Source organism: Pseudomonas sp. R15(2017) (genome assembly GCF_002112685.1).
GTDB lineage: Bacteria > Pseudomonadota > Gammaproteobacteria > Pseudomonadales > Pseudomonadaceae > Aquipseudomonas > Aquipseudomonas glycinae.
Genome location: NZ_NEII01000004.1, coordinates 155,517 through 177,465, shown reverse-complemented (window position 1 = coordinate 177,465; position 21,949 = coordinate 155,517). Strand labels below are relative to the sequence as shown.

Genomic DNA, 21,949 nt, shown 5'->3' with positions numbered 1-21,949 from the left:
CAATGAACAGGGATCCACCGTGCCGACTCCGCCTCCAGTCTCCCCGTTGGCCGCGAACATGGGCGACAGTCCGGCGCCCTTGTACGCCCGCGTCAAACAGATGATCACCCAGCAGATCGACAGCGGTAACTGGCCGCCGCATTACCGCGTGCCGTCGGAAAGCGAGCTGGTCAGCCAGCTGGGTTTCAGCCGCATGACCATCAACCGCGCCCTGCGGGAAATGACCGCCGACGGTCTGCTGGTGCGGATGCAAGGCGTCGGCACGTTTGTCGCCGAACCGAAGAGCCAGTCCGCGCTGTTTGAAGTGCACAACATCGCCGACGAAATCGCCTCCCGTGGCCATCGCCACACCTGCCAGGTGATCACCCTGGAAGAAGAGGCCGCCGGTTCCGAGCGCGCGCTGGCGCTGGACATGCGCGAAGGGCAGAAGGTCTTTCACTCGCTGATCGTGCACTACGAAAACGATGTTCCGGTGCAAATCGAAGACCGTTTCGTCAACGCGCTGGTCGCCCCGGAATACCTCAAGCAGGACTTCACCCTGCAGACGCCTTACGCCTATCTGAACCAGGTCGCGCCGCTGACCGAAGGCGAGCACGTGGTCGAAGCGATCCTTGCCGAAGCGTCCGAATGCAAATTGCTGCAGATCGAAAAAGGCGAGCCTTGCCTTTTGATCCGTCGTCGTACCTGGTCGGGTCGTCAGCCGGTGACGGCGGCGCGCCTGATCCACCCCGGTTCCCGTCATCGTCTGGAAGGTCGGTTTCATAAATGAGTGAAGTGAAGGTTTTACGCGCTGAAGGCTACCCGCGCATGCCGTGGAAAAACGGCGGCGGCAGCACCGAGGAGATCACCCGTGACGCCGGCGCAGGCCTCGACGGTTTTGGCTGGCGTCTGTCGATTGCCGACATCGCCGAATCCGGCGGTTTCTCGACCTTCGCCGGTTACCAGCGGGTCATCACGGTGTTGCAGGGCGACGGCATGACCCTGTGTGTCGACGGCGACGATACCCGGCCGTTGTTACCCCTCGACCCGTTTGCCTTCAGCGGCGAAAGCCAGGTGTCCTGCACCTTGCTCGGCGGCGCGATCCGTGACTTTAACCTGATCTACTCGCCCCAGCGTTACAGCGCACGCCTGCAATGGCTGGACGGCGAACAGCGGTTTTTCAGTTCGGCAAGCACCGTGCTGGTCTTCAGCGTCAGCGAACTGCTGGAGGTCACGGTCGGTGACAGTGCGTCGCAACTCGGCCGCCATGACTGCCTGCAAATGGACGGTAACACCGGGCTGACCGAGATCGCCGTCAATGCCGGCTGCTGCGTGATCGAACTGTCCCCGCACTGATTCCTTCACACGCTTGCATACCGTGACGCTCCGCGTCACAAAGCGGACGCGGAGCGTCCATGGCGGCATTCCCACGCAGAGCGTGGGAACGATCTAACGATCAACGATCAAAAACCGCTGCTTTGAAAGCAGCGGTTTTTTTTCGTCCCGACGTTCCCGAAATGCGCACCAACTTGTTACCGAACGCCCCAGCGTGGCGCAAAACCGCGCTTCCGTAACAACCTCTCGCCACCCTCAATTCACCCCACGGAAAATTTCATGAACGCCAGAGCCCTTGATTCAGGCGCTCTGCAGCCCTGTTCGGAATTTTTATTGAACAGCCCTCCAACAAGTTGGCCGCTTGATTGCATATGCTTGTATGTACAAGTAAAGACGTATGCGTATGAGTCGAACGAGACTCTCCGCAGCGTCCACTGATTCGCTTGTCGCGCACTGAGGCGCACAGGCTGCTTGCCCACTGCCAGGGTTGGTTTGAATTGATCGCTGAGGAGTCTTTTTCGTGACTGACAACAACCGCACTAAATTCCGTGACGTCGAAATCCGCGCCGCCCGCGGCAACAAGCTGACCGCCAAGAGCTGGCTGACCGAAGCGCCGCTGCGCATGCTGATGAACAACCTCGACCCGGAAGTCGCCGAGAACCCGAAAGAGCTGGTGGTCTATGGTGGCATCGGCCGCGCGGCGCGTAACTGGGAGTGCTACGACAAGATCGTCGAGAGCCTGACCAACCTCAACGAAGACGAAACCCTGCTGGTGCAATCGGGCAAGCCGGTCGGCGTGTTCAAGACCCACAGCAACGCCCCGCGCGTACTGATCGCCAACTCCAACCTGGTGCCGCACTGGGCGACCTGGGAACACTTCAACGAACTCGACGCCAAAGGCCTGGCCATGTACGGCCAGATGACCGCCGGCAGCTGGATCTACATCGGCAGCCAGGGCATCGTCCAGGGCACCTACGAAACCTTCGTTGAAGCCGGTCGCCAGCACTACAACGACAACCTCACCGGCAAGTGGGTACTGACCGCCGGCCTCGGCGGCATGGGCGGCGCCCAGCCACTGGCCGCGACCCTCGCCGGTGCCTGCTCGCTGAACATCGAATGCCAGCAGATCAGCATCGATTTCCGCCTCAAGACCCGCTACGTCGACGAGCAGGCCAAAGACCTCGACGACGCGCTGGCCCGCATCGCCAAATACACCTCCGAAGGCAAGGCGGTTTCCATCGCCCTGTGCGGCAACGCCGCTGAAATCCTCCCGGAGCTGGTCAAGCGCGGCGTGCGCCCGGACATGGTCACCGACCAGACCAGCGCCCATGACCCGCTCAACGGTTATCTGCCGGCCGGCTGGACCTGGGACGAATACCGCGCCCGCGCCAAGACCGAGCCAGCCGCTGTGGTCAAGGCTGCCAAACAGTCGATGGCCGTTCACGTCAAAGCCATGCTCGACTTCCAGAAAATGGGCGTGCCGACCTTCGACTACGGCAACAACATCCGTCAGATGGCTCAGGAAGAAGGCGTCGAAAACGCATTCGATTTCCCAGGCTTCGTACCGGCCTACATCCGTCCGCTGTTCTGCCGTGGCATCGGCCCGTTCCGCTGGGCTGCACTGTCGGGTGATCCGCAGGACATCTACAAGACCGACGCCAAAGTCAAAGAACTGATCCCGGACGACGCCCACCTGCACAACTGGCTGGACATGGCCCGCGAGCGCATCAGCTTCCAGGGTCTGCCGGCGCGTATCTGCTGGGTCGGCCTGGGCCTGCGCGCCAAGCTCGGTCTGGCGTTCAACGAAATGGTCCGCAGCGGCGAGCTGTCGGCTCCGATCGTGATCGGTCGCGACCACCTCGACTCCGGCTCGGTATCCAGCCCGAACCGTGAAACCGAATCGATGCAGGACGGCTCCGATGCCGTCTCCGACTGGCCGCTGCTGAATGCCCTGCTGAACACCGCGAGCGGTGCGACCTGGGTGTCCCTGCACCACGGCGGCGGCGTCGGCATGGGCTTCTCCCAGCACTCGGGCATGGTGATTGTCTGCGACGGTACTGACGAAGCGGCCGAGCGTATCGCTCGCGTGCTGCACAACGACCCGGGCACCGGTGTCATGCGTCACGCCGATGCCGGTTACCAGATCGCCATCGACTGCGCCAAGGAACAAGGGCTGAACCTGCCGATGATCACCGGCAAATAAAGAACCTGTGGGAGCTGGCTTGCCAGCGATGGCGGCGGCACTGCCGGAATTGATGTTGCAGGTGCCGACGTCATCGCGGGCAAGCTCCGCTCCCACAGGAATCGCGTAAACCGGACAGAGCAATTAAAACAATCCACAGAGGTTGAATCATGGCGGGCAACACCGATCGTGCAGGCAGTAAACCGTTGATCGAAAGGCGTTCGATCGACTACATCCCGGAAGCGGAAAGACACGGTCGTCTGTTCAGTCAGTTCACCCTGTGGATGGGTGCCAACCTGCAAATCACCGCGATTGTCACCGGGGCCCTGGCCGTGGTGCTGGGCGGCGATGTGTTCTGGTCGTTGATCGGTCTGCTGATCGGTCAACTGCTGGGCGGCGGGGTGATGGCGCTGCATGCGGCGCAAGGGCCGAAGCTTGGCCTGCCGCAGATGATTTCCAGCCGGGTGCAGTTCGGCGTCTACGGCGCGGCGATTCCGATCGTGCTGGTGTGCCTGATGTACCTCGGCTTCACCGCCACCGGGACCGTGCTGTCCGGTCAGGCGCTGGGCCAGTTGTTCGGGGTCAGCGACACCGTCGGCATCCTGCTTTTCGCCAGCGTCATTGTGGTGGTCACGGTGCTTGGCTATCGGGTGATTCACTGGATCGGCCGGATCGCCAGCGCCATTGGCGTGATTGCTTTCGTTTACCTGTTCAGCCGTTTGATGAGCCAGGTGGACGTCGGCGCACTTCTGGAAATCCGTCACTTCAGCTGGAGCAGTTTCCTGCTGGCGGTGTCGCTCGCGGCCTCCTGGCAGATCGCTTTCGGCCCGTACGTGGCGGACTACTCGCGCTACCTGCCGAGCAAGGTGTCGTCGGTGAAAACCTTCTTCGCCGCCGGTGCCGGTTCGGTGATTGGTGCGCAGGTGGCGATGATCCTCGGTGTGTTCGCGGCCGCTTCGGCCAACGGGCAATTCGCCGGTCATGAAGTCGCTTACATCGTCGGTCTGGGCGGAACCGGTGCCACCGCCGCGCTGCTGTATTTCAGCATCGCGTTCGGCAAGGTCACCATCTCTACCCTGAACTCCTACGGCAGCTTCATGTGCATCGCGACCATCATCAGCGGCTTCCGTGGCCACCTGACGGTGACCCGCATGCAGCGTCTGGTGTTCGTGCTGGTGATTGTCGGCGCGGCGACACTGATCGCGCTGCTCGGCCAGCATTCGTTCCTCGGTGCGTTCAAGTCCTTCATCCTGTTCCTGCTGGCGTTCTTCACGCCGTGGAGCGCGATCAACCTGGTGGACTACTACTGCATCACCCGTGAGCGCTACGACGTACCGGCGCTGGCGGATCCGAACGGTCGCTACGGCCGCTGGAACCTCCTCGGTATCAGCGTTTATGTGTTCGGGGTGCTGGTGCAACTGCCGTTCATTTCCACCAAGTTCTATACCGGTCCATTGGTAGCGGCCCTGGGGGATGTGGATATTTCCTGGATCATCGGTCTCGTGCTGCCCGCAGCGCTGTACTACATCTGCGCGAAAAAATGGCACGGCACCGTACCCGATCGACTGATTCTGCCCGTCGAGCAGGACAGCGTTGTACAACCTAAAACAAGCGGGGCCGGTCGCGCTGCGGCGCAGGCCTGATTTGGACGTGGACAGGGCTGGATGCCTCTTGACTGCCGTAAGCCAATTCATGATTAGGAGCGTCACAACAATGAAATCGAACAAGACCCTGCTGACCACCTTGCTTTCCATGGGCCTGCTGGCCAGTGCCGGCGCGACCCAGGCCGCCGGCTGGTGCGAGTCCGGCAAACCGGTGAAATTCGCCGGCCTGAACTGGGAAAGCGGCATGCTGCTGACCGACGTTCTGCAAGTGGTGCTGGAAAAAGGTTACGACTGCAAGACCGACAGCCTGCCGGGCAACTCCATCACCATGGAAAACGCCCTGAGCAGCAACGACATCCAGATCTTCGCCGAAGAATGGGTCGGCCGCAGCGAGGTCTGGAACAAGGCCGAGAAGGCCGGCAAGGTCGTCGGTGTCGGCGCCCCGGTGGTGGGTGCGATCGAAGGCTGGTACGTGCCGCGCTACGTGATCGAAGGCGACGCCAAACGCAAACTCGAAGCCAAGGCGCCGGACCTGAAAAACATCGCCGACCTGGGCAAATACGCCGCCATCTTCAAGGACGCCGAAGAGCCTTCCAAGGGCCGCTTCTACAACTGCCCGGCCGGCTGGACCTGCGAGCTGGACAACAGCGAAATGCTGAAAAGCTACGGCCTGGAAAACAGCTACACCAACTTCCGTCCGGGCACCGGCCCGGCGCTGGATGCGGCCGTGCTGTCCAGCTACAAGCGTGGCGAGCCGATCCTGTTCTACTACTGGTCGCCAACCCCGCTGATGGGCCAGATCGACGCGGTGAAACTGGAAGAGAAACCGGGCGTCGACAAGACCGTGACCATCAAGGTCGGTCTGTCCAAGACCTTCCACGAGCAAGCGCCGGAACTGGTGGCCGTGCTGGAAAAGGTCAACCTGCCGATCGACCTGCTGAACCAGAACCTGGGCCGCATGGCGAAGGAACGTATCGAGTCGCCAAAACTGGCGAAAATCTTCCTCAAGGAACATCCTGAGGTCTGGCATGCGTGGGTGAGTGAAGACGCTGCCAAGAAAATCGACGCGGCGCTGTAGGTCGAATTCCTCCCGGCCAACCGAGAGGCTGGCCGGGGTGTTCGCCGCAATCGCTTGATTGAGTTTCCTGATTGAGAGCCGCTTATGTTTCCCGAAAGCTTTACCTTTTCCATCGCCGACTGGGTCAACGGTTGGGTCGATGCGCTGGTCACCAATTACGGCGACGTGTTCCGCCATATCTCCGACACCCTGCTGTGGGCCATCGTCAATCTTGAAGGCCTGCTGCGCGCCGCGCCGTGGTGGTTGATGCTGGCCATCGTCGGCGTCGTGGCCTGGCATGCGACGCGCAAAGTCGTGACCACTGCCGTGATCGTCGGTCTGTTGTTCCTGGTCGGCGCCGTCGGCCTGTGGGACAAGTTGATGCAGACCCTCGCGCTGATGATGGTGGCGACGGTCATTTCGGTGCTGATCGGCGTACCGCTGGGGATTCTCTCGGCGCGCAGCAATCGCCTGCGCTCGGTGCTGATGCCGCTGCTCGACATCATGCAGACCATGCCCAGCTTCGTGTACCTGATTCCGGTGCTGATGCTGTTCGGCCTGGGCAAGGTGCCGGCGATTTTCGCCACCGTGATCTACGCCGCGCCGCCGCTGATCCGCCTGACCGATCTGGGCATCCGCCAGGTCGACGGCGAAGTGATGGAAGCGATCAACGCTTTCGGCGCCAACCGCTGGCAGCAACTGTTCGGCGTGCAACTGCCGCTGGCCCTGCCGAGCATCATGGCCGGGATCAACCAGACCACCATGATGGCCCTGTCGATGGTGGTGATCGCCTCGATGATCGGCGCCCGTGGCCTGGGTGAAGATGTGCTGGTGGGCATTCAGACCCTCAACGTCGGACGCGGTCTCGAGGCCGGTCTGGCGATCGTGATTCTCGCAGTGGTCATCGACCGCATTACCCAGGCGTATGGTCGGCCACGGCATGAGGTGAGCAAATGAGCAACGCAACCGTGAGCAAGATCGAAGTCAAAAACGTCTTCAAGATTTTCGGCAACCGCGCCAAGGATGCACTGACGATGGTCGGCCAGGGCAAGACCAAGGATCAGGTGCTGAACGAAACCGGTTGCGTGGTCGGGGTCAACGATTTGTCCCTGAGCATCGGCACCGGCGAGATCTTCGTGATCATGGGCCTGTCCGGCTCGGGCAAATCGACCCTGGTGCGCCACTTCAACCGCCTGATCGACCCGACCAGCGGCGCGATCCTGGTGGACGGCGTGGACATCCTGCAATACGACATGGACGCCTTGCGCGAATTTCGCCGGCACAAGATCAGCATGGTGTTCCAGAGCTTCGGTCTGCTGCCGCACAAGACCGTGCTCGACAATGTCGCCTACGGCCTGAAAGTGCGCGGCGAGAGCAAGCAACTGTGCGCCGAGCGTGCGCTGCACTGGATCAACACCGTGGGCCTCAAGGGCTACGAAAACAAATACCCGCACCAGCTCTCCGGCGGCATGCGCCAACGTGTAGGTCTGGCCCGGGCATTGGCAGCGGACACCGACATCATCCTGATGGACGAAGCGTTCAGTGCGCTGGATCCGCTGATCCGCGCCGAGATGCAGGACCAGTTGCTGGAGCTGCAAAAGACCCTGCACAAGACCATCGTCTTCATCACCCACGACCTCGACGAGGCCGTGCGCATCGGCAACCGCATCGCGATCCTCAAGGACGGCCGCCTGATCCAGGTCGGCACGCCGAAAGAGATCCTGCATTCGCCGGCGGACGAGTATGTCGACCGCTTCGTGCAGCGGCGGGCGGCGGTGGTCTGATCTGAGTTTTGCAGTGCACAGACTGGCCTCATCGCGGGCAAGCCCGCTCCCACAGGGATTGTGTGAGCAGCGGAGATTCTGTGGGAGCTGGCTTGCCAGCGATGAGGCCGGTGAAGCTGCATCAAAATTATGGTTGAGGTAAGTGATGTCCCAGGCTGAAAAAATCGTTATCGCCGACGCTCCGATGCGTTGGCAGGATGTGGTCGCAGTCGCTCGTCATGGCGCGCAGCTCGAGCTGTCGGCGCAGACCTGGGCGCGCATTGAAAACGCGCAGGGCATCGTCCAGCGTATCGTTGCCAGCGGCGAGCGCGCCTACGGCGTGAACACCGGGCTCGGTGCGCTGTGCAACGTCTCGCTGAAAGACGAACAGCTCAGCCAGCTGTCGCGCAACACCTTGCTCAGCCATGCCTGCGGCGTCGGCCCGGTACTGGCCGACGAGCAGACGCGCGCGATCATGTGCTCGGCGATCCGCAACTACAGCCACGGCAAATCCGGCATTCATCGCCGGGTGGTCGAAGCGCTGCTGGCGCTGCTCAATCGCGGCATCACCCCGCAAGTGCCGTCCCAGGGTTCGGTGGGTTACCTGACCCACATGGCACACATCGGTATCGCGCTGCTGGGCGTGGGCAATGTCAGCTATCGCGGGCAAGTGGTTTCCGCGCAGCAGGCGCTGGCCGAAGAGGGCCTGCAACCGGTGCAGCTCGGAGCGAAGGACGGTCTGTGCCTGGTCAACGGCACGCCGTGCATGACCGGCCTCGGTTGCCTGGCGATTGCCGATGCCACGCGGCTGGTGCAATGGGCCGACGTGATCGGCGCCATGAGCTTCGAGGCCCAGCGCGGCCAGATCGCCGCGTTCGATGCCGAGATCATCGCGCTCAAGCCGCATCCGGGCATGCAGCAGGTCGGCGTCAATCTGCGCGCCTTGCTCGATGGCAGTGAAGTGATTGCCGCGAGCAAGGGCATTCGCACGCAGGATGCCTTGAGCATCCGCTCGATCCCGCAGGTGCACGGCGCCGCCCGCGATCAACTGGAACACGCGATCAAGCAGATCGAAACCGAGCTCAACGGCTGCACCGACAACCCGTTGTTGCTGGGCACGCCGGATGACTTCCGTGTCATGTCCCAGGCCAACCCGCACGGACAATCGGTGGCGCTGGCGGCGGATCTTCTGGCGATTGCGATGGCTGAAATCGGCTCGATTGCCGAGCGGCGTCTGGATCGCCTGATCAACCCGCACGTCAGCGGTCTGCCGGCGTTTCTGGTGGCCAATCCGGGGGTGAACTCCGGGATGATGATCGTGCAATACGTCGCTGCGTCGCTGTGCGCGGAAAACCGCCAGTTGGCGCAACCGGCGGTGATCGACAACTACGTCACCTCGGGCCTGCAGGAAGATCACTTGAGCATGGGCACCAACGCCGCGCTGAAGCTGCACCGCGCGCTGGAAAACTGCACGCAGATCCTCGCCATCGAGTACCTGCTGGCGGCCCAGGCGTTTGAATTTCTCAAGGAACAGCGCTTCGGCGCCGGCACCGATACCGCCTGGCGACTGCTGCGCGAAAAAGTCCCGGCCTACGATCAGGACCGCTGGCTGGCACCGGATATCGCCGCTGCCGCAAGCGTTCTGAAAGACCCGGATCTGCTGCACAGCGCATTACCGAATTTGCACTGAAAACTACCCACGCCAGCGTGCCAAGGCGCGGCTCCCCAAAAGGGCAGACGCGACGGACAACGGACATCTCCGGAGCGTCTGGCGAGTTAACAATAAACTCTCAAAAGGAGCACAAAATGACTGCGCTGAACCTGATCCCCGGCCAACTGAGCCTGGCCCAACTGCGTGACGTTTATCAGAACCCCGTCAAGCTGACCCTCGACAACAGCGCCAGCGCGCAGATCGAAGCCAGCGTGGCCTGCGTCGAGCAGATCCTCGCGGAAAACCGCACCGCGTACGGCATCAACACCGGTTTCGGCCTGCTGGCCTCGACCCGCATCGCCAGCGAAGACCTGGAAAACCTTCAGCGCTCGCTGGTGCTGTCCCACGCCGCCGGCGTTGGCCAGCCGATCAGCGATGAGCTGGTGCGCCTGATCATGGTGCTCAAGGTCAACAGCCTCAGCCGTGGTTTCTCCGGCATTCGTCGGGTGGTGATCGATGCGCTGATCGCGCTGATCAACGCCGAGGTCTATCCGCACATTCCGTTGAAAGGCTCGGTCGGTGCATCCGGTGACCTGGCACCGCTGGCGCACATGTCGCTGGTGCTGCTGGGCGAGGGCAAGGCGCGTTACAAGGGTGAGTGGTTAGAAGCGACCGAAGCGCTGAAAGTCGCCGGTCTGACCCCGCTGACGCTGGCGGCCAAAGAAGGTCTGGCGCTGCTCAACGGTACTCAGGTTTCTACCGCATTCGCACTGCGTGGTCTGTTCGAAGGTGAAGACCTGTTTGCCGGTGCGCTGGCGCTGGGCGGTCTGACGGTGGAAGCGGTGCTCGGTTCGCGTTCGCCGTTCGACGCACGCATCCACGCCGCCCGTGGCCAGAAAGGCCAGATCGACGCCGCTGCCGCTTACCGCGATCTGCTGGGCGAGCGCAGCGAAGTCTCCGACTCGCACCAGAACTGCGAAAAGGTTCAGGATCCGTACTCGCTGCGTTGCCAGCCGCAAGTCATGGGCGCCTGCCTGACCCAGTTCCGTCAGGCCGCCGAGGTGCTGGCTGTCGAAGCCAACGCCGTATCCGACAACCCGCTGGTGTTCGCGGCCGAAGGCGACGTGATTTCCGGCGGCAACTTCCACGCCGAGCCGGTGGCCATGGCCGCTGACAACATGGCGTTGGCCATTGCCGAAATCGGTTCCCTGAGCGAGCGTCGTATCTCGCTGATGATGGACAAGCACATGTCGCAACTGCCGCCGTTCCTGGTGGCCAATGGCGGCGTGAACTCCGGCTTCATGATCGCCCAGGTGACCGCTGCGGCACTGGCCAGCGAAAACAAGGCGTTGTCCCATCCGCACTCGGTGGACAGCCTGCCGACCTCCGCCAACCAGGAAGACCACGTCTCCATGGCCCCGGCTGCCGGCAAGCGCCTGTGGGAAATGGCCGAGAACACCCGTGGGATCCTCGCGGTGGAATGGCTGGCGGCGGTGCAGGGGCTGGACCTGCGCAACGGTTTGAAGACCTCGGCCAAACTGGAACAGGCCCGTGGGATTCTGCGTCGCGAAGTGCCGTTCTACGAGAAGGACCGCTTCTTCGCGCCGGACATCAATGCGGCGACCGAACTGTTGGCTTCGCGGGTTCTGACTGAACTGGTTCCGGCGAAGTTGCTGCCGAGCCTTTAACCCCACCACTGATCGTTCCCACGTCGAGGCGTCGAACCGTCCGCGTGGGAATGCAGCCCGTGACGCTCCGCGTCGCTGGACGCGGAGCGTCCCTTGAGGCATTCCCACGCAGAGCGTGGGAACGATCACAAGACGAGGACTTGGGATGAAAACCCTCTGGCAACACTGCCACGTCGCAACCATGGCGCAAGGCGTCTACTCGATCATCGAGGATGCGGCCATCGTGACGTCCGGTGCACTCATCGAGTGGATCGGCCCGCGCAGCCAATTGCCGTCAGGCGAATACCCGGCGGTCAATGACCTGCAAGGCGCGTGGGTCACCCCCGGCCTGATCGACTGCCACACCCACACCGTGTTCGGCGGCAACCGCAGCGGCGAGTTCGAGAAGCGCCTGCAAGGCGTCAGCTACGCCGAGATCGCAGCCGCCGGCGGCGGCATCGCCAGCACCGTGCGTGCCACGCGCGAAGCCACGGAAGACGAGCTGTTCGCCAGCGCCGCCAAACGTCTGAAAAGCCTGATGCGCGACGGCGTGACCACGGTCGAAATGAAATCCGGCTACGGCCTCGATCTGGCCAGCGAGCGCAAGATCCTGCGGGTCATCCGTCGCCTCGCCGACGAACTGCCGATCAGCGTGCGCAGCACCTGCCTGGCCGCCCACGCATTGCCGCCGGAGTACAAGGATCGCGCCGACGCTTACATCGATCACATCTGCGCCGAGATGCTCCCGGCGCTGGCCGCCGAAGGGCTGGTGGATGCGGTGGATGCCTTCTGCGAATACCTGGCGTTTTCGCCGGAGCAGGTCGAGCGGGTGTTCATCGCCGCGCAAAAACTCGGTCTGCCGGTGAAACTGCACGCCGAACAATTGTCGTCGCTGCACGGTTCCAGCCTGGCTGCGCGCTACCACGCATTGTCTGCCGATCACCTGGAGTTCATGGACGAAGCCGACGCCATCGCCATGGCCGAATCCGACACCGTCGCGGTGTTGTTGCCGGGCGCGTTCTACTTCCTGCGTGAAACCCGGTTGCCGCCGATGGAAGCCCTGCGCAAACACAAAGTGAAAATCGCCATCGCCAGCGACCTCAACCCCGGCACCTCGCCGGCGCTGTCGTTGCGCCTGATGCTGAACATGGCCTGCACCTGCTTCCGCATGACCCCGGAAGAAGCCCTGGCCGGCGCCACGATTCATGCGGCACAAGCCCTGGGCATGGCCGAGACCCACGGTTCGCTGGAAGTCGGCAAGGTCGCCGATTTTGTCGCCTGGCAGATCGATCGGCCGGCGGATCTGGCGTACTGGCTGGGTGGTGAACTGGACAAACGCGTCGTGCGTCACGGCGTTGAATCAAGTCTGTAGGAGAGCGGTTGTGGATAAGGTTCTGAACTTCAAACAAGGTCGCGTGCCGCTGCTGATCAGCATGCCCCACGCCGGTGTGCGCCTGACCCCGGCGGTCGAGGCCGGATTGATCCCGGACGCGAGAAGCCTGCCGGACACCGACTGGCACATTCCGCAGCTCTACGACTTCGCCGCCGAACTGGGCGCCAGCACCCTGGCGGCCGAGTACTCGCGATTCGTCATCGACCTGAACCGGCCGTCCGACGACAAACCGCTGTACGTCGGCGCCACCACCGGGCTGTACCCGGCGACGCTGTTCGATGGCATTCCGTTGTTCAAGGAAGGCAAGGAGCCGTCGAAAGAAGAACGTGCGACGTACCTGGAGCAAATCTGGACGCCGTACCACCGCACCTTGCAGGAAGAACTGGCGCGGCTGAAGGCCGAGTTCGGTTACGCGCTGCTGTTCGATGCGCACTCGATCCGTTCGATCATCCCGCACCTGTTCGACGGCAAGCTGCCGGACTTCAACCTCGGCACCTTCAATGGCGCCAGTTGCGATCCACAGCTGGCCACGCAACTGGAAGCGATCTGCGCACGCCATGGCGATTACAGCCATGTGCTGAACGGACGCTTCAAGGGCGGCCACATTACCCGTCACTACGGCAACCCGGCCGAGAACATCCACGCCGTGCAACTGGAGCTGGGCCAGTGCACGTATATGGAAGAGTTCGAACCGTTCCGCTACCGCGCCGATCTGGCGGAGCCGACGCGGGTGGTGCTGAAGGAATTGCTGCAAGGACTGCTCGCTTGGGGCAAATCCCGCTATACAGCCTAACTGATTGTCTGATCGTTCCCACGCTCCGCGTGGGAATGCAGCCCGTGACGCTCCGCGTCACTGGACGCGGAGCGTCCCTTGAGGCATTCCCACGCAGAGCGTGGGAACGATCTGCGGTGAGTGAGCGATCTGGGGGGCGCCCTCAAACAGTCGCCACCGTGCAAATCCCGGTCGCCACAGTTCGCTTTTCCCGCTCGTCTGCTGCGTAATGTTTCGACCACGGTGCAAGAAGACACCGATCCGAACAATAACCCGCTGCCGCACGAGACGATCCCACATGAAAAGACTGTTCACTCGTTGTGCGTTAATCCTCACCGGCAGTGCGCTGCTCAGCGCCGGTGCCATGGCTTCCGATGATGCTTCCTGCAAAACCGTGCGCATGGGCGTGGTCAACTGGACCGACGTGATCGCCACCAGCGGCATGGCCGACGTGCTGCTCAACGGCCTCGGTTACGAAAGCAAGCAGACCAGCGCCGTGCAGCAAATCATCTTCGCCGGCATCCGCGACAAGCGCCTCGATATCTTTCTCGGTTACTGGAAACCGGCGATGGACAAGAACATCGCGCCGTTCCTCGCCGCCAATCAGGTCAAGGTCATGGACAAGCCCAGCCTGGCCGACGCCCAGGCGACGCTGGCAGTGCCGGATTACGTGGCGGCGGCAGGGCTGAAGACCTTCGGCGACATCGCGAAATTCAAGGATCAGCTCGGTGGCAAGATTTACGGCATCGAGCCCGGCAGCGGCGCCAACACCACGATCAAGACCATGATCGAAACCAACCATTTCGGCCTGAAGGATTTCAAGATCATCGAATCCGGTGAGGCCGGCATGCTTGCGGCCGTGCAGCGGGCGGTTAACCGCAAGGAGTTCGTGGTGTTCGTCGGCTGGACCCCGCACCCGATGAACATCAACATGAAAATCACCTACCTGACCGGCAGCGAAGACGTCTACGGCCCCAACGAAGGCGCCGCCACCGTTTCCACCGTCACCGCGCCGGACTACGCCGAGCGCTGCCCGAACGTCCATCGTCTGCTGGAAAACCTGACCTTCACCGCCGCCCAGGAAAGCCAGTTGATGGTGCCGATCATGGAGCGCAAGACACCGCAGGAAGTGGCGAAGACCTGGCTGCGCGAGCATCCCGAAGACCTGCAACGCTGGCTGGCGGGTGTCAGCAGCTTCGACGGCAAGGACGGCGTGGCCACGGTTCAGGCCAGCCTGAAAAACTGATGGGCACTTATCCACTCTCGCCGTCGATGGCGGCGTTCGTCGCCAGAACCGAAAGCTTCGCCAGCGATGACAGCAGCCTCGGCGGATTGCGCAAATCCTATGACGACATGTGTCGCGCCTTCACGCCCGAACGGCCGGCGGGTCTGGAGGTGGTGGATTTCCAGTTGAGCGGGGTGGCGGTGCGCTCGTATCGCCCGCCTGTCCGGCCATCGGCCAGTGGCTGGCCGTGCGTGTTGTATCTGCACGGCGGCGGTTGGGTGGTCGGCGGGCTGGATTCCCACGATTTCATCTGCTGCGAGCTGGCCATGGCGCTCGGGGCGATGGTGGTCGCGGTGGATTATCGGCTGGCGCCGGAGCATCCGTTCCCGGCCGGTTTCGAGGATTGCCTGAGCGTCTGGCGCGCGTTGCGCAGTGGGCCCTTCTGGTTCGACCCCGGACGAATGCTGGTGGCGGGCGACAGCGCCGGCGGCAATCTGGCGGCGGCACTTTGTCTGGCGCTGCGCGATGCGGGCGAGCCGCTGCCGGGTGCGCAGGTTTTGATCTATCCGGGGCTTGGAGGCGACGAGAAGTTACCGTCACGCAGTGAATGCGCCGATGCGCCGCTGCTCGCCAGCAGCGATGTCGATTGTTATCACGCCTTGTACCTGCGCGGCACCGCGAAGCCGAACGCCTATGCGATGCCGTTGCTGGCCGGGGACTTCAGCGGTTTGCCACCGGCCTGGATTGCCGTGGCGCAGTTCGATCCGTTGCGTGACGATGGCGTGTGCTATGCCGAACTGCTTGACGCAGCGGGCGTCGACGCGGCGCTGTATTACGGCGAAGGGCTGGTTCACGGCTGCCTGCGGGCGCGACATCAGGTCGCCGAGGTCGATCGTCTCTTTGAGAACCTGCTGGGGTTCATGGCTGACAAAATGTGACAGCGCACGGGCATGCTCATTGACGTAAATCGGGTTTATGATGCCGGACGGCAGAATAATAGAAGTCCCCCCAGGGATGACCTCGACCCCTTACGGAGCGCGCAATGCAGACTTTGTTTCCGCAGATCAAACCTCACGCACGGCACGATCTGGCCGTCGATGACACCCATACGCTGTACGTCGACGAAAGCGGTTCACCGGAAGGTTTGCCGGTGGTGTTCATCCACGGAGGTCCCGGCGCCGGGTGCGACGCCCAGAGTCGCCGTTATTTCGATCCGAACCTGTATCGCATTGTCACCTTCGACCAGCGCGGCTGCGGTCGCTCCACGCCCCACGCCAGTCTGGAAAACAACACCACCTGGGATCTGGTCGAAGACCTCGAGCGTATCCGCAAACACCTGGGCATCGACAAATGGGTGCTGTTCGGCGGCTCCTGGGGTTCGACCCTGGCGCTGGCCTACGCGCAGACCCATCCGGAGCGCGTACATGGCCTGATCCTGCGCGGGATCTTTCTCTGCCGTCCGCAGGAAATCGAATGGTTCTACCAGGCCGGCGCCAGCCGTCTGTTCCCCGATTACTGGCAGGACTACCTCGCGCCGATTCCGCTGGACGAGCGCGACGACCTGCTCAGCGCGTTCCACAAACGCCTGACCGGCAACGACCAGATCGCCCAGATGCATGCGGCCAAGGCCTGGTCGACCTGGGAAGGGCGCACCGCGACCCTGCGGCCGAATCCGCTGGTGGTCGACCGCTTCTCCGAACCGCAGCGCGCCCTGTCGATCGCACGGATCGAATGCCACTACTTCACCAACAATGCGTTCCTTGAGCCGAACCAGCTGATCCGCGACATGGGCAAGATCGCCCATCTGCCGGGCGTGATCATCCACGGCCGCTACGACGTGATCTGCCCGCTCGACAACGCCTGGGAACTGCATCAGGCCTGGCCGAACAGCGAGCTGCAGGTGATCCGCGATGCCGGCCACGCTGCGTCCGAACCGGGCATCACCGATGCACTGGTGCGTGCCGCCAGCAAAATGGCCCGTCGTCTGCTCGATCTGCCGCCCGAAGAAGCATGAAGGGTCTGTTGCAGCGCGTGAAAGGCGCGCGGGTCGAAGTGGCGGGCGAGGTGGTTGGCAGTGTCGATCAGGGTTTGCTGGTGCTGGTGGCGGTAGAACCCGACGACACGCCGGCCAGCGCCGACAAACTTCTGCATAAGCTGCTTAACTATCGAGTGTTCAGTGACGCCGAGGGCAAGATGAATCTGTCCCTGGCGGATGTGGGCGGCGGGTTGCTGCTGGTCTCTCAGTTCACCCTCGCCGCCGACACCAAAAGCGGGTTGCGCCCGAGTTTCTCGACCGCCGCTCCTCCGGCGCTGGGCGAAAAATTATTCGACTATCTATTAAGCAGAGCGAAACAGATGCATGGCACAGTGGCATCAGGTAGATTCGGCGCGGATATGCAGGTGCACCTGGTCAACGATGGCCCGGTAACCTTCCTGTTACAGACATGAAAGCGCTTGAAACATCTTTTTAAGGGCTTTTCGACTGAAAACAGGGAATTTTCGCGATAAATACTTTGTTACCCCTGATGCGTTGTCACGCGGGCTACTAGATAATCGCGCGCTACGGGGATCAGCGTTCGTTGGTCCATTTTGACTTAGGTAGAGACTTGTCCGGATCCGATTGGGGAATCATTTTGACCCAGCGGAGTCGGAACAATGCTCGCCAACTTGGCAAGGGTGCCCTGCAAGGTCGGTTTTTTTGTACCGAATTCCTCACAGGCACTTCATCTGGCCGTTGGTTTATTGATCTGTTTTCGGCGAGGGTTGCTCGTGATTGTTAGTCCCTGTAATGCAGCAAAATTGTCTGCCAAACGCTTGCGCAGCGCTCTGGTAGCGGGCTCGGCAGTACTCTGCCTGCTCAGCGCCGGCCAGCTCTGGGCATTCAATCTTGACGATGTGTCGGCCAAGGCCAAAGAGCTGGCCGGGCAGAAGTTCGAAGCCCCGCGCAGCAACCTGCCAAACGAATTCCGTGAAATGAAATTCGCGGACTATCAGAAGATTCGTTTCCGCACCGAAAAAGCCGAATGGGCCGACCAGAAGACCCCGTTCAAGCTGTCCTTCTATCATCAGGGCATGCACTTCGATACGCCGGTGAAAATCAACGAAATCACCGCGAACACCGTCGAAGAGATCAAATACGATCCAAGCCGTTTCGATTTCGGCGACCTGCAGTTCGATCCGAAGGCCACCGAACAACTGGGCTATGCCGGTTTCCGTGTGCTGTACCCGATCAACAAGGCGGACAAGCAAGACGAAATCATGACCATGCTGGGCGCGAGCTACTTCCGCGTCGTCGGCAAGGGTCACACCTACGGTCTGTCGGCCCGTGGTCTGGCGATCGATACCGCTTTGCCGTCCGGCGAAGAATTCCCGCGTTTTCGCGAGTTCTGGATTCAGCAGCCAAAGCCGAGCGACAAGCACCTGGTGATCTTCGCTTTGCTGGATTCGCCACGTGCGACCGGCGCCTACCGTCTGATCCTGCGCCCAGGCAGCGACACCATCGTCGACGTCAAGGGCCAGATGTACCTGCGTGACAAGGTCGGCAAGCTCGGCATCGCGCCGCTGACCAGCATGTTCCTGTTCGGCGCCAACCAGCCGTCGAAAGTGCTCAACTACCGTCGTGAACTGCACGACTCCAGCGGTCTGTCGATCCATGCCGGCAATGGCGAGTGGATCTGGCGTCCGCTGAACAACCCGAAACACTTGGCTGTCAGCCAGTTCAGCGTCGAGAACCCGCGTGGTTTCGGTCTGCTGCAACGTGGCCGTGACTTCAGCCACTACGAAGACCTCGACGACCGCTACGACAAGCGCCCAAGCGCCTGGATCGAGCCGAAGGGCGATTGGGGCAAGGGCACCGTTGATCTGGTCGAGATCCCGACCGCCGACGAAACCAACGACAACATCGTAGCGTTCTGGAACCCGGAAAAACTGCCGGAGCCTGGCCAGCCGCTGGACTTCGCCTACCGCATGCACTGGACCATCGACGAAGCCGCGCTGCACGCGCCGGACAGCGCCTGGGTCAACCAGACCCTGCGTTCGACCGGTGACGTCAAGCAGTCGAACCTGATCCGTCAGCCGGATGGCAGCGTGGCCTACCTGGTCGATTTCGAAGGCCCGTCCCTGGCGGCCCTGGCCCCGGACGCGGACGTTCGCAGCCAGGTCAGCGTCGGTGACAACGCCGAACTGGTCGAAAACAGCGTGCGCTACAACCCGGAAACCAAAGGCTGGCGCCTGACCCTGCGGATGAAGATCAAGGACCCGAGCAAGTCCACCGAAATGCGCGCTGCCCTGGTGCAGCCAGTGGTGACCGCTGATCTGGCCAAGTCTTCGGTGCCGACGTCCAACTCGTCGGTGGCCAAGGCCGACAAGGTTGCCGCCAAGCAACAAGAGAAAGCCGACAAGGAAGCCAAGGCCGCCGAGGCCAAGCAGGCCGACGCCAAGCCGGTTGCAGATGCCAAGGACAAGGCCAACAAAGACGCCAAGCAGCCAGCCGCTGCGGACGCGGCCCCAGCCACACCGGAATCGGCACCGACTGAAGAAGTCCTGACCGAGACCTGGAGCTATCAGTTGCCTGCCGATGAGTAACTCTCAAGTACAGCCAGAGACTCTGTCCGAGTACCTGGCGCATCTGCCGATGACCGACGAGCAGCGCGCGGAACTCGCGGGCTGCCAGTCCTTCAGCGAATTGCATGAACGCCTGTCGTCCAAGACCTTTGACGCGCCGACCGAAGCCGCCCAGGCTTCGGTCGGCCAGCGCCTGATCCTGAGCACCGCCGAAGAGCTGCAAGACGCGGAAATGCTGGTGCTCGACGCCAGCGGCCGGGTCAGCATGAAGGCCACGCCGCCGATCCGTCGGACCAAGGTCGTGCCGGAGCCGTGGCGCACCAACATTCTGGTGCGTGGCTGGCGCCGCCTGACCGGCCGGACCAACCCGCCGCAACCGCCGAAGGACGCCAACGTGCTGCCGGCGGCGCGCTGGCGCACGGTCGGTTCGATCCGTCGCTACATTCTGCTGGTGCTGATGCTGGGTCAGACCATCGTCGCCGGCTGGTACATGAAAGGCATCATGCCGTACCAGGGCTGGTCGTTCGTCGATCTGGAAGAAGTCCTGCATCAACCGCTGCTGCAAACCGCCACGCAAGTGCTGCCGTATGCGCTGCAGACCAGCATCCTGATCATGTTCGGGATTCTGTTCTGCTGGGTGTCGGCCGGTTTCTGGACCGCGCTGATGGGCTTCCTCGAATTGCTCACCGGTCACGATAAATACCGGATTTCCGGTAAAAGTGCCGGTAACGAGCCGATTCCGAAAGACGCGCGCACCGCACTGGTGATGCCGATCTGCAACGAAGACGTGCCTCGGGTGTTTGCCGGTCTGCGCGCGACGTTCGAGTCGGTCGCCGCTACCGGTGACCTGGACCGTTTCGACTTCTTCGTCCTCAGCGACAGTAACGACACCGACATCTGCGTTGCCGAGCAGCAGGCCTGGCTGGACGTCTGCCGCGAGGCCAAGGGCTTCGGCAAGATCTTCTATCGCCGCCGTCGCCGTCGCGTCAAACGCAAGAGCGGCAACCTCGACGACTTCTGCCGTCGCTGGGGCGGTGACTACAAGTACATGGTCGTGCTCGACGCCGACTCGGTGATGAGTGGCGAGTGCCTGACCAGTCTGGTGCGCCTGATGGAGGCCACGCCGGACGCCGGTATCATCCAGACCGCGCCGCGCGCTTCGGGCATGGACACGCTGTATGCGCGCATGCAGCAGTTCGCCACCCGGGTTTACGGTCCGCTGTTCACGGCCGGTCTGCACTTCTGGCAGCTGGGTGAATCCCACTACTGGGGTCACAACGCGATCATCCGCATGAAGCCGTTCATCGACCACTGCGCCCTGGCGCCGTTGCCGGGCAAGGGTGCGTTCTCCGGTGCGATCCTCTCTCACGACTTCGTTGAAGCGGCGCTGATGCGCCGTGCCGGCTGGGGCGTGTGGATTGCCTACGATCTGCCGGGCAGCTACGAAGAACTGCCGCCGAACCTGCTCGACGAGCTCAAGCGTGACCGTCGCTGGTGCCACGGCAACCTGATGAACTTCCGTCTGTTCCTGGTAAAGGGCATGCACCCGGTGCACCGCGCGGTGTTCCTGACCGGCGTGATGTCTTACCTGTCGGCTCCGCTGTGGTTCTTCTTCCTGGTGCTGTCGACCGCGCTGCTGGCGGTGAACACGCTGATGGAGCCGCAGTACTTCCTTGAACCGCGTCAGCTCTATCCGCTGTGGCCGCAATGGCACCCGGACAAGGCGATCGCACTGTTCTCGACGACCATCGTGCTGCTGTTCCTGCCGAAGCTGTTGAGCATCATCCTGATCTGGGCCAAGGGCGCGAAAGAGTTCGGCGGCAAGTTCAAGGTGACCCTGTCGATGCTGCTGGAGATGCTGTTCTCCATGCTGCTGGCGCCGGTGCGGATGATTTTCCACACCCGTTTCGTTCTGGCCGCGTTCCTCGGCTGGGCCGCGACCTGGAACTCGCCGCAGCGTGACGATGACTCCACGCCATGGAGCGAAGCGGTCAAGCGTCACGGCCCGCAGACCCTGCTGGGCTTCTTCTGGGCGCTGCTGGTGATCTGGTTGAACCCGAGCTTCCTGTGGTGGCTGGTGCCGATCGTCGGTTCGCTGATGCTGTCGATTCCGGTGTCGGTGATTTCCAGCCGTGTGGGCCTGGGCCTGAAGTCCCGTGACGAGAGCCTGTTCCTCATTCCCGAGGAATACAATCCGCCACAGGCGCTGCTGGCCACCGATCAGTACACCCACGAAAACCGCTGGCACGCACTGAATGACGGCTTTATCCGTGCGGTGGTCGATCCGCAGCAGAACGCCCTGGCGTGCTCGCTGGCGACCTCGCGTCACGGTCAGGCCGAGCCGATCGAATGGCTGCGTCAGGAACGCGTGCGTCACGCGATCAAGGTCGGCCCGGCCGGGCTGAACAACCATGATCGTCTGCAACTGCTGAGCGATCCGGTGGCACTGGCCCGTCTGCACGAGCAGGTGTGGGCCGAAGGTCACGCCGAGTGGCTGGACGCCTGGCGGGCTTCGGTGAAAGCCGATCCCCACGCGCCGCTGCTGCCGCTCAAGCCGGTGAGCTTGCAGGCACAACCGGCCTGATGAAGAACCCCGCGAAAGCGGGGTTTTTTTTGCCTGCCGATTAGTGTCGCGGATCACTCGTTCCCACGCTCTGCGTGGGAATGCAGCCCGGGACGCTCTGCGTCCCATACGGCAGCAACCGATCAAAAAACCTTGTGCAAACGGACGAGTGCGTTAGCATCCGTCCCCGAATTG

General features: G+C 62.4%; 17 protein-coding genes. All 17 read left to right on the top strand.

What is annotated here, in order from left to right:
• Window positions 1-58 precede the first annotated feature (58 nt).
• The gene (hutC, locus tag CAF77_RS10500; protein ID WP_170928949.1) at window positions 59-769 is read left to right on the top strand and encodes a histidine utilization repressor; all 711 of its coding nucleotides are present in this window, start codon (window positions 59-61) and stop codon (window positions 767-769) included.
• Window positions 766-1,335, top strand: coding sequence for a HutD family protein (locus CAF77_RS10495; RefSeq protein ID WP_064382813.1), 570 nt, complete (start codon window positions 766-768; stop codon window positions 1,333-1,335). The genes hutC and CAF77_RS10495 overlap by 4 nt, the downstream gene beginning before the upstream one ends.
• A gap of 499 nt (window positions 1,336-1,834) precedes the next feature.
• Entirely contained in the window at window positions 1,835-3,517 is a 1,683-nt protein-coding gene (hutU, locus tag CAF77_RS10490) for a urocanate hydratase (RefSeq protein WP_064382814.1), read from the top strand.
• 149 nt (window positions 3,518-3,666) lie between these two features.
• Complete coding sequence (locus CAF77_RS10485) at window positions 3,667-5,139, top strand: cytosine permease (protein ID WP_064382815.1); 1,473 nt, start codon at window positions 3,667-3,669, stop codon at window positions 5,137-5,139.
• Between the two features lie 70 nt (window positions 5,140-5,209).
• Window positions 5,210-6,178, top strand: coding sequence for an ABC transporter substrate-binding protein (locus CAF77_RS10480; RefSeq protein WP_064382816.1), 969 nt, complete (start codon window positions 5,210-5,212; stop codon window positions 6,176-6,178).
• Between the two features lie 84 nt (window positions 6,179-6,262).
• Window positions 6,263-7,114: a proline/glycine betaine ABC transporter permease gene (locus CAF77_RS10475; RefSeq protein WP_007952475.1), complete on the top strand. Its 852-nt coding sequence runs from the start codon at window positions 6,263-6,265 to the stop codon at window positions 7,112-7,114.
• Window positions 7,111-7,941, top strand: a complete 831-nt coding sequence (locus CAF77_RS10470) for a glycine betaine/L-proline ABC transporter ATP-binding protein (RefSeq protein WP_085654423.1) — start codon at window positions 7,111-7,113, stop codon at window positions 7,939-7,941. Before CAF77_RS10475 ends, CAF77_RS10470 begins: the two co-directional genes overlap by 4 nt.
• Window positions 7,942-8,086: 145 nt before the next feature.
• Window positions 8,087-9,610, top strand: coding sequence for a histidine ammonia-lyase (gene hutH, locus CAF77_RS10465; RefSeq protein WP_064382817.1), 1,524 nt, complete (start codon window positions 8,087-8,089; stop codon window positions 9,608-9,610).
• A gap of 116 nt (window positions 9,611-9,726) precedes the next feature.
• Complete coding sequence (hutH, locus tag CAF77_RS10460) at window positions 9,727-11,259, top strand: histidine ammonia-lyase (protein WP_085654422.1); 1,533 nt, start codon at window positions 9,727-9,729, stop codon at window positions 11,257-11,259.
• 145 nt (window positions 11,260-11,404) lie between these two features.
• Window positions 11,405-12,610 (top strand): imidazolonepropionase, encoded by a 1,206-nt coding sequence (hutI, locus tag CAF77_RS10455; RefSeq protein ID WP_085654421.1) that lies wholly within the window; start codon window positions 11,405-11,407, stop codon window positions 12,608-12,610.
• A gap of 10 nt (window positions 12,611-12,620) precedes the next feature.
• Window positions 12,621-13,424: an N-formylglutamate deformylase gene (gene hutG / locus CAF77_RS10450; protein ID WP_064382820.1), complete on the top strand. Its 804-nt coding sequence runs from the start codon at window positions 12,621-12,623 to the stop codon at window positions 13,422-13,424.
• A 277-nt stretch (window positions 13,425-13,701) separates the two neighbouring features.
• The gene (locus tag CAF77_RS10445) at window positions 13,702-14,649 is read left to right on the top strand and encodes a choline ABC transporter substrate-binding protein (protein ID WP_085608394.1); all 948 of its coding nucleotides are present in this window, start codon (window positions 13,702-13,704) and stop codon (window positions 14,647-14,649) included.
• Window positions 14,649-15,566 carry an alpha/beta hydrolase gene (locus tag CAF77_RS10440; protein ID WP_085654420.1) on the top strand — a complete coding sequence of 306 codons (918 nt, stop codon included), beginning with the start codon at window positions 14,649-14,651 and terminating at the stop codon, window positions 15,564-15,566. The genes CAF77_RS10445 and CAF77_RS10440 overlap by 1 nt, the downstream gene beginning before the upstream one ends.
• 104 nt (window positions 15,567-15,670) lie before the next feature.
• A complete protein-coding gene (gene pip, locus CAF77_RS10435; protein ID WP_007952436.1) occupies window positions 15,671-16,642 on the top strand; it encodes a prolyl aminopeptidase in 972 nt (323 codons plus the stop codon).
• Window positions 16,639-17,076 (top strand): D-aminoacyl-tRNA deacylase, encoded by a 438-nt coding sequence (gene dtd, locus CAF77_RS10430; protein ID WP_011332054.1) that lies wholly within the window; start codon window positions 16,639-16,641, stop codon window positions 17,074-17,076. Before pip ends, dtd begins: the two co-directional genes overlap by 4 nt.
• Before the next feature lie 321 nt (window positions 17,077-17,397).
• Entirely contained in the window at window positions 17,398-19,212 is a 1,815-nt protein-coding gene (locus CAF77_RS10425) for a glucan biosynthesis protein G (protein ID WP_085654514.1), read from the top strand.
• Window positions 19,205-21,775 carry a glucans biosynthesis glucosyltransferase MdoH gene (gene mdoH, locus CAF77_RS10420; protein ID WP_064382823.1) on the top strand — a complete coding sequence of 857 codons (2,571 nt, stop codon included), beginning with the start codon at window positions 19,205-19,207 and terminating at the stop codon, window positions 21,773-21,775. The genes CAF77_RS10425 and mdoH overlap by 8 nt, the downstream gene beginning before the upstream one ends.
• Window positions 21,776-21,949 lie beyond the last annotated feature (174 nt).

Excerpts from the sequence above, each read along its gene's own strand:
- hutC (WP_170928949.1), top strand. The coding sequence starts at position 59 with ATGGGCGACAGTCCGGCGCCCTTGTACGCCCGCGTCAAACAGATGATC.
- CAF77_RS10495 (WP_064382813.1), top strand. The coding sequence starts at position 766 with ATGAGTGAAGTGAAGGTTTTACGCGCTGAAGGCTACCCGCGCATGCCG.
- CAF77_RS10485 (WP_064382815.1), top strand. The coding sequence starts at position 3,667 with ATGGCGGGCAACACCGATCGTGCAGGCAGTAAACCGTTGATCGAAAGG.
- CAF77_RS10480 (WP_064382816.1), top strand. The coding sequence starts at position 5,210 with ATGAAATCGAACAAGACCCTGCTGACCACCTTGCTTTCCATGGGCCTG.
- CAF77_RS10475 (WP_007952475.1), top strand. The coding sequence starts at position 6,263 with ATGTTTCCCGAAAGCTTTACCTTTTCCATCGCCGACTGGGTCAACGGT.
- CAF77_RS10470 (WP_085654423.1), top strand. The coding sequence starts at position 7,111 with ATGAGCAACGCAACCGTGAGCAAGATCGAAGTCAAAAACGTCTTCAAG.
- hutH (WP_064382817.1), top strand. The coding sequence starts at position 8,087 with ATGTCCCAGGCTGAAAAAATCGTTATCGCCGACGCTCCGATGCGTTGG.
- hutH (WP_085654422.1), top strand. The coding sequence starts at position 9,727 with ATGACTGCGCTGAACCTGATCCCCGGCCAACTGAGCCTGGCCCAACTG.
- hutI (WP_085654421.1), top strand. The coding sequence starts at position 11,405 with ATGAAAACCCTCTGGCAACACTGCCACGTCGCAACCATGGCGCAAGGC.
- CAF77_RS10445 (WP_085608394.1), top strand. The coding sequence starts at position 13,702 with ATGAAAAGACTGTTCACTCGTTGTGCGTTAATCCTCACCGGCAGTGCG.
- CAF77_RS10440 (WP_085654420.1), top strand. The coding sequence starts at position 14,649 with ATGGGCACTTATCCACTCTCGCCGTCGATGGCGGCGTTCGTCGCCAGA.
- pip (WP_007952436.1), top strand. The coding sequence starts at position 15,671 with ATGCAGACTTTGTTTCCGCAGATCAAACCTCACGCACGGCACGATCTG.
- dtd (WP_011332054.1), top strand. The coding sequence starts at position 16,639 with ATGAAGGGTCTGTTGCAGCGCGTGAAAGGCGCGCGGGTCGAAGTGGCG.
- mdoH (WP_064382823.1), top strand. The coding sequence starts at position 19,205 with ATGAGTAACTCTCAAGTACAGCCAGAGACTCTGTCCGAGTACCTGGCG.